Source organism: Ruegeria sp. CH10 (genome assembly GCF_056537125.1).
Genome location: NZ_JBQFQY010000002.1, coordinates 197,101 through 208,981 on the forward strand (window position 1 = coordinate 197,101; position 11,881 = coordinate 208,981).

Below are 11,881 nucleotides of genomic sequence, written 5' to 3' on the forward strand. Positions count from 1 at the left end.
ACGGGTTTAGGTGCTGAGGGCTTTGCCAAGCCTTGGGAGGCGGGCTTTTTTCATCAACGCGCGCAGGGTCCATTGGTCGCCGGACAGACGGTTGGCTTCGGCGAGAACGCGGTTGGCTGTCTGGGTCATACCTTCGGGGTCATTTAGCCAGAAACCATGGAGCAGGCTGTCGGGGTCTTGGCGTTCCAGCCCCTCTTCTGACAGGACATTGCGCGGGAAGTCCTTGGCGTTGACGGTGACGATGATGTCAGCCGAGACGGCGACTGCCGTTGCCAATACGTGGATGTCGGCGCTGTCCGGCAGCCACAGGCGTTGTTCGATGCCGGGCGCGGGGACACGTTCGGCATTTGGCCAGTGGGATTGGGCGATGGCGATTTCGGCGCGGGCCTGCGCCTCACCCATCGGGCCCAGTTTTCGGGCGGCGCGGGCCCATTCTTCGAGGATACGCGCGGACCAGATGGGTTCGAAATGGCCGAGCTTAGCTGCGCCCAGCAGCATCTCTCGCATCACCGTGGGGTAGATGACGCAGGTATCCAGAACCGCCTTCACAGCCGGTAGAACACGGCTTTGAGGTAACCGCTTTCAGCCAGTTGCGGCAGTTGCGGGTGGTCCGGGCCGGCAAATCCTGTGTGGATCAGTTGCGCCTGTCGCCCTGCCCGGCCGATCCCGCGCGAGGACGCGTCGCGGAAGCGGCCCAGATCGGCGGCATGCGAGCACGAGCACAGACCCAGATAGCCGCCCGGTTTGACCAAGGGCGCCGCAAGCCGGGCGATACGCTCATAAGCGCGCAGCCCTGCGTCCAGCGCCTGTTTCGAGGGCGCAAAGGCGGGCGGGTCGCAGATCACCACATCGAATTGCGCGCCCTCTTCGCCCAGTTGGGTCAGCACATCGAAGGCGTCGCCCTGCCGAGTCTGGAACTTGTCGGCGCATCCCGAGGCTTGCGCGCCTTGGGTCGCCAGTTCCAGCGCAGCGGCCGAGCCATCGACGGACAGTGCCTGACCTGCCCCTCCGGCCAGCATGGCAAGACCGAACCCGCCCACATGGCTGAACACGTCCAGTACCTGTGCGCCGGGCTGCACCAGTCGGGCCGCGAAGCCGTGGTTGGGGCGCTGGTCATAGAACAACCCGGTTTTCTGACCGCCGGTCAGATCGGCCATATAGGTTGCGCCGTTCATAGGCACCGGCAGGGGTGCATCAGGCGCCGTTCCGCGCAGGGTCAGGTTGACATCGTCCAAACCCTCAAGCCCACGGGTCCGGCCCGAGGCGTTTTTCAGCACCGTGGTCACGCCTGTCACTTTGACCAAAGCCTCGGTGAGGATGTCCAGATGCGCCTCGGCCCAGGCGGCGTTGGGCTGGATCACGCAGGCGTCGCCAAAGCGGTCGATGATCACGCCGGGAAAGCCATCGGCCTCGGCATGGATCAGACGGTAATAGGGGGCATCGAATAGGCCCGCGCGCATCTCCAGCGCACGACGCAGGCGGGTTTCGAACCACGCAGCGTTCAGTTCAGCGTCCAGATCACGGTCCAGCACGCGGCACATGATTTTGGACTCGGGGTTCACAGCGACCAGCGCGATGGGTGCGCGGTTTTCGTCCTCCAACAGGGCCAAAGCGCCTGCCGGGATCTTGCGGGTCCGGCGGTCGGTGACGATGTCGTTGGCATATACCCAAGGAAAGCCGTGGCGCAGGCCGCGCGCGTTGGCTTTGGGCTTCAGTCGGATACGGGGGCGATCAGGGCTTTGGGTCATGTCGCCCCTCTTAGTGGTGAACGCGGCGGGGGGAAAGCCCTAGCGCGGACGGGACCGCCAGCCGCCGCGTCGCTTGGGCGCTTTGACCGATTGCAGCCCCTCGGTCAGCACCTCGGTCATCGGGTGGTCAGGCTCTTGCGCGGAATAAAGGGCGTGCAAAGCGGCCAAAGCCTGCGCCTGATCACGGTCGCCCGGCAGGCTGAGCGCCCAGTCCAGAAAGATGCTGCGGCATTCGGGCAAGGTGATACCGTCGATGCGATAGGCCTCTCGGATCAGGCCCTTGTGATCATTGGGATCGTCACTGCGCGGCATCCTGCCCCCCTTGGATCACGCGGCCGATGATCTCGGCAGCGGTGTCATAGCTCTCTTGCAGCGCGGCCTGAAGCTGTTCGACCTGTTCGAACCCGGTGGCGCGGCACAAGAATGCCGCCCCGCCCTCGCCGATCTTGTCGGCCTCGATCACTTTGCCCGATAGCAGCCGGGCCGCGCATTGCACCGACCAGCATAAATCGTAGCACTCTTGCAGTGTCTGCGCCTGAGCGACATCCAGCAACGCGGCAGCGACAGCACCCTGCAATCCCGCCTGCACGTCGCGTTGCGTGACCCCGGACAGCAGCGCCCCAGTCTGGGCCAGCAGTTCGATATCCATCATGCGACCGGGGCCGTTCTTGGCGTCCCAGATGCCCGCCGGGGATTTGGCCGCCGCCAGCCGCGCGCGCATTTCGGCCACTTCGTGCAGGACCTTATTGCGGTCTTCGGGTTGCTGAAGGAAAGCGGCGCGAAAACCTTCGATATCCTGCGCCAGCCCTGCGTTGCCCGCGATCACGCGGGCACGGGTCAGGGCGAGGTGTTCCCACACCCAAGCCTCGTTCTGCTGGTAATTGGTGAAGCTGGCCCAACTGGTTGCAACCGGTCCCTGATTGCCGGATGGGCGCAGGCGCATGTCGACCTCATAGAGCCGCCCCTGTGACATCGGCGCACTCAGCGCGGTGATCAAAGCCTGCGTGAAACGGGCATAATATGTGCGCGTGGCCAGGGGGCGCGGGCCATCTGACATGTCCTGATCCAGTGGATCGTAAATCACGATCATATCCAGATCGGATTGCGAGTTTATGCGCCCCGCCCCAATCGAACCCATCCCCAGCACCGCCGCCCCGCGCCCCGGTGCGGGCCCGTGTTTTCGGGCGAACTGATCGGTGACGCAGGGCAAAACAGCAGCGATGACAGAGCAGGCGAGTTCAGCATATTGCTGCCCGGCCTGCGCCCCATCGATCAACCCGCGCAGGTGGTGCACGCCGATGCGGAAATGCCATTCCTTGCACCAGCGGCGGGCGAAATCCAGCTGCGTTTCATAGTCTGCTTCCTGCTCCAGCGCCGCTGACAGCTCGGCCTGCAGGGCGGCTTGGCCCGGCCAATCGGTAAAGAAACTGCCGCCGATCACCGCATCAAAGACCGAGGCATTGCGCGACAGATGCCCGGCCAGCGCGTGGGACGTGCCGACAATATCCACCAGCAGGTCGATCAGATGCGGGTTGGCCTCGAACAGCGAAAACAGCTGCACCCCGGCGGGAAGGCCCGACAGGAACCCGTCCAGCGCCAGCAGGGCCTCGTCGGGTTTCGCGGTCTTCGACAAGCGCGTCAGAAGCTCGGGCTTGAGCCGTTCGAAAATCCGCGCACCGCGCTGGGACCGCAGTGAGGGATACGTGGACCAGCGGGCCAGCACGCTTTGGTCGAACTCGGCCCCGGTGGTGGGGGCCGGTGTCGGGGCACCGGGGGCAAAGAAACCTTCGGTCAGTTCATGCACTTCGGTCAGGCGGCGGGTCAGGTCGGCGGTCAGCGCGGCGCTGTCGGTGCCCATCAGGCAGGCGACCCGCGCGAGACCATCTTCGGATTGCGGCACCTTGTGGGTCTGGGCGTCGTGGACCATCTGAATGCGGTGTTCGACCTCACGGTGGGCGCGGTAGTGATCGGTCAGCTTCTCGGCAACCTCGGGCGGCACCCAGCCTTTTTCAGCCAGCGCGGCCAGACCCGGCACCGTGCCACGCACCCGCAGATCGGGGTCGCGGCCCCCGGCAATCAACTGGCGGGTCTGGGTAAAGAACTCGATCTCGCGAATACCGCCCTGCCCCAGCTTCATGTCATGGCCCGGTATGATCAGCGCGCCGCCGGTGCCCTTGTTCTCGCGGATGCGCAGTCGCATGTCGTGGGCGTCCTGAATGGCGGCAAAATCCAGATGCCGCCGCCAGACAAAGGGGCGCAGCGCATCCAGAAACCGCTGCCCGGCCGCGATGTCCCCCGCACAGGGGCGCGCCTTGATATAGGCTGCGCGTTCCCAAGTGCGGCCAAGGCTTTCATAATAGCGCTCGGCCGCTTCAGCCGCCATACAGACCGGCGTCACCGCCGGATCGGGGCGCAGGCGCAGATCGGTGCGGAACACATAACCATCAGCGGTTTTGTCACTGAGCGTGGCGCAGAAATTCCGCGTCGCCCGCACCATTCCATGCCGCGCATCATAGAAATCATCGGGATCGAACCGGGTCTCGTCAAACAGCACGATCAGGTCGATATCCGAGCTGTAGTTCAGCTCATGCGCGCCCATCTTGCCCATGGCCAGAATGATCATCCCGGCGGCCGTTTCGACATCCTCCTCGGTCATACCCGGCAGTTTGCCGCGCCGGATCAGGGCCGCGATCTCGGCCTTGGCGGCAACATCCGCCGCCAGCGCCCCGAAATCCGTCAGCGCGGCGGTAACCTTTTCCAGCGGCCATGCACCCGCCAGATCGGCCAGAGCGGTCAGCAGGGCCATCCGCCGCTTGCCCTGCCGCAAACCGGGCTTCAACTGATCCGCAGGCAAAGCACGGGCCACCTGCATCACATCCACAAGCGCCTGATCGGGCTGCTGCAAGGCCGGGGCCAACCAGTCGCGTTCGCGTTCGATCAACCCCTTCAGATAGGGGCTGGACCCCGCTGCCCCGGCGATCAACTCACCCTGTTCAGGGGTCAGATCGGGCACGGCCTCGCGCGCCTCAGCCCCCAACCCGGCATCAAAGGCACGCGGCATTCGGTGGATCGTCAAAGCGTCTGTCATGCAAGCCCCCGCACTACACTGTTCAGAGATGGCCTGATTTCAAAGGGTTGCACAAGCGGAAACTGCTCTTATGCGACACCTGCACACAGCGATGTAAAACATTTTCACATCCACCCCTTGCAACCCGCCAGGCGCTTCCCATCTTAACAATGTGAAAACGATTTACATCAACCCCGGAGAGACCAAATGACCGCATTATCCAACCCAGCCGTCCCAGAAAATCCGGGTTGGCTGCATCGTATCGAGACCTGGCTGGACGACAAAGGCAAAGGTGCCTGGATCGCCGTGATGGTCCTTGGATTCATCTTTTTCTGGCCCGTCGGTCTGGCCCTTCTGGCCTATATGATCTGGAGCAAACGCATGTTCAGCAAATCCTGCAGCCACCGCAAACCCTGGAGCAGCCACATGAGCGCGATGAAGCCCTCGGGCAACAGCGCCTTTGACGCCTACAAGGCCGATACGCTGGCCCGGCTGGAGCGCGAACAGCAGGATTTCGAAGCCTTCCTGCGCCGTCTGCGCGACGCCAAGGACAAGGCCGAGTTTGACCAGTTCATGGACGAACGCGCCCGCGACAACAGCGATGAAGCCGAAGACGGCGCCCGCGCCTGATCCAGACCTTGCCCTGTCCCGCCATTCGGGACAGGGTGCCCCATATCAACCACCCGGAACACTCTGAATGACCCACCTTCCCGATCCCGACAACCAGCCTGAGTTCTATCAGTCGGTGACCACCAAACGCTTTGTCGCGTGGCTGTTCGACATCGCCTTTATCTCATTGCTGTGTATCATCCCTGTTTTCCTGACCTTCGGCGCAGGGCTGTTCTTTTTGCCGCTGATCTATGGCGTCATCAGCTTTGTGTACCGGGTTGTCACGATCTCGAACGGGTCGGCGACACTGGGCATGCGGTTCATGGGGATCGAGCTGCGCGACGCCTTCGGGGCCCGCATGGATATGGGCAAGGCCATCGCCCATACGGCCGGGTATTTCGTCAGCATGGCGGTGTTCGTGATCCAGATCATCTCGGTCATCATGATGCTGACCAGTTCGCGCGGACAGGGCCTGTCGGATGCGTTTCTGGGCACGGTAATGATCAACCAGCGGGCCTGAAAATCAGCGCATTGAATCACTTGGCGACCTAAGGAACCGTTGTTATCATCCGGTTTCAGGAAACACGGAACCTTCATGCGACACACGCTGCCAATTGCGCCGCAATTCTATGTGACGGCCCCTCAACCCTGCCCTTACCTTGAGGGCAGGATGGAGCGTAAGCTGTTCACTGCGCTGCAGGGCGAAGGCGCGGATCAGCTGAACAATTCCCTGTCTCAGCAAGGGTTTCGGCGATCTCAGAACGTGCTCTACCGCCCCTCGTGTACCGATTGCGCGGCGTGTTTGTCGGCGCGCATCAACGTGTCCGCCTTTCGCCCCACCAAAAGCCAGAAACGCGCCGCCCGGCGGAATTCGTACTTGCAACGGCGGGCGAACTCTCCGTGGGCGACGGATGAGCAGTATGAGCTGTTCCGCCGCTATCTGGATACCCGTCACGCCGATGGCGGGATGGCCGATATGGATGTCTTCGAATTCGCCGCGATGATCGAGGAAACTCCGATCCGCAGCCGTGTTGTCGAATATGCCGACCCCGAAACGGGCGCGCTGATCGCGGTCAGCCTGACCGACGTTCTGGATGACGGTCTGAGCATGGTCTATTCCTTCTACGACCCGGACCAGCCGCAGAATTCCCTTGGGACCTATATGATCCTCGATCATATCGATATCGCGCGCGAGGCGGGCCTGCCCTATGTCTATCTGGGCTACTGGGTGCCCGGCAGCCCCAAGATGGGCTACAAGGCCCGTTTCTCGGGGCTTGAGGTCTATATGCAGGGCGGCTGGAAAAGCATCGACAACCCCAAAGACATGGTGGATGCCAGCCACCACCCGCTGTCCACAGCCCCCATTGCCGAACAGGTGGCCGGGATACAATTGCCCGACCGTCACCCCACCAAGAAAAGCTGACAGCGCGCCTATTCGCCCGAAGCCCGCCCGGACTCTGGGCGGTTCGTCGCGTTGACCGGCAAAGAGCTGATCGGCCTTAACCCGCTGACAAATCATAAGTTTTCTCTTTTGAGATCCGAAGCCGCACAAAAGTTAAACAAAAAGTAATAATCGCACAAAAATTATGCGGTTGAATACTTACCTTACGTCACCAAATATCTGAGACCCCGCGCAATCCGCCACGGTATTTCGGTTTCCCGGGGTCAAGAAAACGTAACGAGTGGCACAACAGATCCCCCGGTCTGTTGCGTTGGTCATGGCCAGAGGGGAAGACCGATGACATATGCCGTGCGCAGACTTTTTGCTGCGAACCTTACGACGCAAATCCTGACCGCACTGGTGGTGGGGACAGCATTCGGCGTCGCCCTGAACTATTTCGACCTACCGTTTGTGCAGGACCATCTGGTCAACGGTCTGTTCTTGATGATCGGGCAAATGTTCCTGAACGGTCTGCAAATGCTGGTGGTTCCGCTGGTCGTTTTCTCATTGCTGTGCGGCGTGGTCGGGATCGGCGATCTCAGGGTTTTGGGCCGTGTCGGCGGGCTGACCTTTGTGATCTACGTGGCGACTACGGCGATGGCGTTGGCCACTGCCCTTTTCTTTGCCAACCTGATCAATCCGGGCACTGGATTCACCAGCCTTCACTTGGCGGACCAATCCGTCTCGGTCGCCCAGGCAGAGACCGCATGGCACGTATTGGCCAATATCGTTCCAAAGAACCCGATACATGCGCTGGCCAATGGCGAGATGTTGCAAATCATCTTCTACGTCATTGTTGTCGGCATAGCGGTTCTGATGATCGGAAACCGCGCCAAAGGCTTTGTCGAAGGCTGCACCTTCATGAATGAACTGGCGATGAAAATCGTACAGATCGTCATGGCATTTGCCCCGATCGGTGTCTTTTGCCTGATCACCAGAACCTTTGCGCTGGAGGGGTTCAGCCTGTTCGCGCCGGTGATCGGTTATCTGACCACGATCAGCTTGACGTTGGTTTTCCATCTGTGCGTCACGCTGATGCTGCTGCTCTATGTGTTTACCGGTCTCAGCCCGCGTGAATTCCTGCGCAAAATGCGTTCGGCCCAAGTGTTTGCGTTCTCGACCTCAAGCTCGAACGCGACGATCCCGGCCAGCATGCAGTGTGTCACCCAGCGCATCGGCGTTGACCGGTCTGTCGCATCCTTTGGCATTCCGCTGGGGGCCACGATCAACATGGACGGCACAGCCATCATGCACGGGGTCGCGACTGTATTTCTGGCCAATGTCTATGGCATGGATCTGGGGCTGGGCGGCTATATGACGATCATTTCGATCTCGGTTCTGGCGTCGATCGGTACGGCTGGGGTTCCCGGTGTGGGGATCGTGATGCTGGCCATGGTTCTGAACCAGCTGGGCATGCCGCTGGACGGGATCGCGATCATTCTGGCCGTCGACCGTATCCTGGACATGATGCGCACGGTTGTGAACATCACCGGGGATGCGGTGGTTACGACTATCGTGGCGCAAAAGGTGGGCAAGCTGGACCGTGCCGTGTTCAATGACCCCGACGCAGGTGCGTTTGCGCCGTCTGCTTTGGATGTTGATCATGAGGCAGAGGCTGAGTTCGCCAGTATCACCCACAAGCAAGCGGATGCGTAAAAGTAAAACGGCGGCCCCTGAGGCCGCCGTTTTTTCCGATCAGTTCGGGATCAGGTCCGGAACAATGGTCACGATCGTCGGGAAGAACCAGAGTATCCCGATCCCAACCACCTGGATCAGCACAAAGGGGATGATCCCGCGATAGATGTGCCCGGTCGTCACCTCTTTGGGCGCAACACCCCTGAGGTAGAACAGCGCAAATCCAAAGGGCGGCGTCAGGAATGAGGTCTGCAGGTTCACTGCCACCATGATCGTCACCCATTTCGGATCGAACGACCCGCCATAGATCACCGGGCCCACGATGGGGATCACGATGTAGATGATCTCAAGGAAATCCAGCACAAAGCCCAGAATGAACAACACCAGCATCACGATCAGGAAGACCGTGAACTCGTTGTCAAAGCTGCGGAGGAACTGCTGGATGTAATGCTCACCCCCGAACGAGATCACCACTAGGTTCAGCAGCTGCGATCCGATCAGAATGGTGAACACCATCGAGGTCACCTTGGCCGTCTCGCGCACCACCGGGGTCAGCACGCCGCTGGTGAACAGAACCCAGCACCCGTACAGCAACCCGAACAGCGCAAACAGATAAGCACCGTAGGCGACGAAAAACGCCACCCAAGTTTCAAACGGGACCGTGTTCTGATTGATACGCAGGTCAAAGTTCACACCCATCAGCAACGCGATGATCACCGCCAAGGTGGCCCAGATGATGATCTTACCCGACCGTCCCTGATCCTGCAGCTTGCGATAGGCGGCCAGCATGATTGCACCACCCGCACCCAGCGCCGCCGCTGGTGTCGGGTTGGTCACACCGCCTAGGATCGAGCCCAGAACCGCGATGATCAGAACCAGCGGCGGGAACACCACACGGATCAGATCATTGGTGGCACAGCGCGCCGCCGCGTGTTTACAGCCATAGATCGCCAGGGCAAATGGCGCGGCCAACAGCACAAAGGTCAGACCTGACGAGGTGGTCGGCGCAATGAACAGGACATCGACCAGACCCATCAGCAACAGACCGATGGCCCCCACGATCAAGGGCTGCGTCGATTTGGACGGCGCGATGCCGCGGCCCATCACCAGCGTCAGGCCCAGCAACACGATCATCACGGCAACGCCGGTGCCAATCGGTGCTGCCGACGCGATCTTGGCTTCGCGCGCGGCGGCCAGTTCTTCCTCGGTCAGGCGGGTCGACTCGGCCGCGCCGCCTGCGGCATCGATGGCCTCCTGCTCGGCCACGGCCTGATCCCAGGCGGATTGGCCATGCAGATCGATCATCGACACCTTGCACTCTTCCGAGACGTTGGTGCGCAGCGACGCGCCCTCGCCAATGTCGGAGAATGCCGAGACGTTGATGTTCTGGCTGCCGATCACGCCCGCACTGCTGAGAACCACGGCACCGACAATCAGCGCAACAGGCGCACCCAGCAACCAGGTCAGACCTTCGGCACGGGTGATCGGCTCACCCCCGCCCTCGCCCATTTCCACGGCGGGTGCCTTATCCGGGTTCAGCAGCGCATAGCCAAAGGCATACAGCGCGTAAAGTAAGGCCAGCATGATCCCCGGCAGCAAAGCCGCCTGAAACAGCGTGCCGACCGAGACCACAGCAGGCTCACCCAGATAGGTCAGCGCGTCGGTACACCCAGCCTCTTGCGCGCGGGTTTCCTGCGCGGTGGAATAGAGATCTCCGGCCAGCGTGCCCAGCAGAACGATCACGATCGAAGGCGGAATGATCTGCCCCAACGTGCCCGAGGCCGCGATCACACCGGTCGCCAGTTCCGGCGAATAATTGTTGCGCAACATGGTCGGCAGGGCCAGCAGGCCCATCGTGACTACAGTCGCGCCCACAATCCCGGTCGAGGCCGCAAGGAACGCACCCACAACCACAATCGACACGGCCAGACCACCGGGCAGCGGGCCAAAGACGCGCGCCATCGTGGTCAACAGGTCGTTTGCGATCTTGGACCGTTCCAGCGTGATGCCCATCAGGACGAACATCAGCACGGCCAGCAGGGTTTCAATCGACTGACCGGCCAGAACGCGTTCGTTGATCCGGTTCACGATGAAAGAAACGTTCCGGTCCAGCGCGGTTTCCCAGCCCTGCACAAACACCGGCTCGGCTATCCTTGGGAGGTCCGGGAAGCGGAACACCGACACCGAGTCGGGTTTGACACCTGAATTCACAAGGTCTCGGTAGGCTTGTGAACTGGTATCAATCGCCTGATGGATCAGCAGTCCGGCACTGTCCAGCGCTGCGATGATCCCGAAGGAAATGATCCCCGCGCCACCGATGGCGAAGGCCACCGGAAAGCCGGAAAGGATGCCTCCGAAAAGGCAGAAAAATACGATAATGAGGCCTATCTCGACGCCATCAAGTCCGAATAACATAGTCTGGGTCTCCGTCCCTAATGCGCGCCTTCGTAGGCTTCTTCACCCTCACCAAGGCTGTCCTTGTCGAGGTTTTTTCCAATGCTCTCAGGCCCTTCGACGTATTCCAGGTACGAGCGGTACAGGAACGCGACGGCGTGCAGGAACACCATGGCAGCAAAGGCCACCAGCAGAATTTTGAACAGGAAGTAGGCGTTAAAGCCGTTCGTGCTGAACCCAATAGTTTCGACATTCCAACGGAAGGCGCGGGACTTTGTCAAAAGACGATCCAACTGATCACTAGCGGAAGGTTTTGGCAAAATCAGATGCCGCCAAAGAAAGTACCAACCATACATCCATGTCAGCACGGCCATCGGCATCATGAAAAGCATTGCACCACACATGTCGACGACACGTTTAGCCCGGTGGCTGATCCCGGCATAGATCAGGTCAACGCGCACGTGCCCGCCCTGCACAAAGGTGTAGGTGCAGCACAGGCAGACCACCATGGCGTTATAGAGTTTCAGCTCTTCAGCATACCAGCTGATATCCTTTTGCAAGGCGATACCAAGGCCAAAGGACATGTCGGGGCGCGTGAATATCCGCTGCATAAACACGATGACGATCTGCTGGATCACCATCAGCAGGCCCGCCCAGGCAAAGAACCGACCTGTCGTGTTGGCGAACCCTTCCAGAACCCGCACCATCCCCCACATGAAGCTGCGGTAGTACAGCCCGATGGCGGTCAGAACCAGAAAGAAGGTGAAGACCACAAAGAAGAACTCGACCGAGCCGCCATAATAGACAAAGCGCATGATGGCTTCTTTGTCCGACCAGTTCAGCCAGAGCTGCGGATGCGTGATGGCGTATCCGAAATTATAGAAGGCTTCGGCAATGTTCTGGATGAACCATATCAGCCCATTCCACAGGGCGCCGAAGAACGAGATACCGTTTTCGTCCTGCATGTTGTCCCCAGGTCGCGTCAGT

At 60.8% G+C, this 11,881-nt stretch carries 10 protein-coding genes; 4 read left to right on the forward strand and 6 right to left on the reverse strand.

From position 1 onward, the window contains the following. Positions 1–6: 6 nt before the first annotated feature. The 4 genes from ACRZ94_RS07285 to ACRZ94_RS07300 are packed head-to-tail and all read right to left on the reverse strand — an operon-like array spanning position 7 to position 4,836. A complete protein-coding gene (locus tag ACRZ94_RS07285) occupies positions 7–549 on the reverse strand; it encodes an RSP_2648 family PIN domain-containing protein (RefSeq protein ID WP_480797008.1) in 543 nt (180 codons plus the stop codon). After that, entirely contained in the window at positions 546–1,748 is a 1,203-nt protein-coding gene (locus ACRZ94_RS07290; RefSeq protein ID WP_480797009.1) for an RSP_2647 family RNA methyltransferase, read from the reverse strand. Before ACRZ94_RS07290 ends, ACRZ94_RS07285 begins: the two co-directional genes overlap by 4 nt. Positions 1,749–1,787: 39 nt before the next feature. Further along, a complete protein-coding gene (locus ACRZ94_RS07295; RefSeq protein ID WP_480797010.1) occupies positions 1,788–2,060 on the reverse strand; it encodes a hypothetical protein in 273 nt (90 codons plus the stop codon). Continuing rightward, positions 2,047–4,836, reverse strand: coding sequence for a [protein-PII] uridylyltransferase family protein (locus ACRZ94_RS07300; RefSeq protein WP_480797011.1), 2,790 nt, complete (start codon positions 4,834–4,836; stop codon positions 2,047–2,049). Before ACRZ94_RS07300 ends, ACRZ94_RS07295 begins: the two co-directional genes overlap by 14 nt. A gap of 186 nt (positions 4,837–5,022) precedes the next feature. Here ACRZ94_RS07300 and ACRZ94_RS07305 point away from each other — a divergent pair, with 186 nt between their 5' ends. The 4 genes from ACRZ94_RS07305 (at position 5,023) to ACRZ94_RS07320 (ending at position 8,521) form a co-directional block, all read left to right on the forward strand. Next, positions 5,023–5,445, forward strand: coding sequence for a DUF2852 domain-containing protein (locus tag ACRZ94_RS07305; protein WP_480651821.1), 423 nt, complete (start codon positions 5,023–5,025; stop codon positions 5,443–5,445). Positions 5,446–5,512: 67 nt separating this feature from the next. After that, positions 5,513–5,944, forward strand: coding sequence for an RDD family protein (locus tag ACRZ94_RS07310; RefSeq protein ID WP_480651823.1), 432 nt, complete (start codon positions 5,513–5,515; stop codon positions 5,942–5,944). A 75-nt stretch (positions 5,945–6,019) separates the two neighbouring features. Then, positions 6,020–6,847 carry an arginyltransferase gene (locus ACRZ94_RS07315; protein ID WP_480651825.1) on the forward strand — a complete coding sequence of 276 codons (828 nt, stop codon included), beginning with the start codon at positions 6,020–6,022 and terminating at the stop codon, positions 6,845–6,847. Between the two features lie 315 nt (positions 6,848–7,162). Further along, the gene (locus ACRZ94_RS07320) at positions 7,163–8,521 is read left to right on the forward strand and encodes a dicarboxylate/amino acid:cation symporter (RefSeq protein WP_480651827.1); all 1,359 of its coding nucleotides are present in this window, start codon (positions 7,163–7,165) and stop codon (positions 8,519–8,521) included. Positions 8,522–8,560: 39 nt separating this feature from the next. Here ACRZ94_RS07320 and ACRZ94_RS07325 read toward each other — a convergent pair whose 3' ends face one another. After that, a complete protein-coding gene (locus ACRZ94_RS07325; RefSeq protein WP_480797012.1) occupies positions 8,561–10,915 on the reverse strand; it encodes a TRAP transporter large permease in 2,355 nt (784 codons plus the stop codon). 17 nt (positions 10,916–10,932) lie between these two features. Then, positions 10,933–11,859 (reverse strand): TRAP transporter small permease subunit, encoded by a 927-nt coding sequence (locus ACRZ94_RS07330; protein WP_480797013.1) that lies wholly within the window; start codon positions 11,857–11,859, stop codon positions 10,933–10,935. Positions 11,860–11,881 lie beyond the last annotated feature (22 nt).

Bases quoted from the DNA above. Each gene is read 5' to 3' on its own strand.
- ACRZ94_RS07290 (WP_480797009.1), bottom strand. From the start codon at position 1,748: ATGACCCAAAGCCCTGATCGCCCCCGTATCCGACTGAAGCCCAAAGCC.
- ACRZ94_RS07295 (WP_480797010.1), bottom strand. From the start codon at position 2,060: ATGCCGCGCAGTGACGATCCCAATGATCACAAGGGCCTGATCCGAGAG.
- ACRZ94_RS07300 (WP_480797011.1), bottom strand. From the start codon at position 4,836: ATGACAGACGCTTTGACGATCCACCGAATGCCGCGTGCCTTTGATGCC.
- ACRZ94_RS07305 (WP_480651821.1), top strand. From the start codon at position 5,023: ATGACCGCATTATCCAACCCAGCCGTCCCAGAAAATCCGGGTTGGCTG.
- ACRZ94_RS07310 (WP_480651823.1), top strand. From the start codon at position 5,513: ATGACCCACCTTCCCGATCCCGACAACCAGCCTGAGTTCTATCAGTCG.
- ACRZ94_RS07315 (WP_480651825.1), top strand. From the start codon at position 6,020: ATGCGACACACGCTGCCAATTGCGCCGCAATTCTATGTGACGGCCCCT.
- ACRZ94_RS07320 (WP_480651827.1), top strand. From the start codon at position 7,163: ATGACATATGCCGTGCGCAGACTTTTTGCTGCGAACCTTACGACGCAA.
- ACRZ94_RS07325 (WP_480797012.1), bottom strand. From the start codon at position 10,915: ATGTTATTCGGACTTGATGGCGTCGAGATAGGCCTCATTATCGTATTT.
- ACRZ94_RS07330 (WP_480797013.1), bottom strand. From the start codon at position 11,859: ATGCAGGACGAAAACGGTATCTCGTTCTTCGGCGCCCTGTGGAATGGG.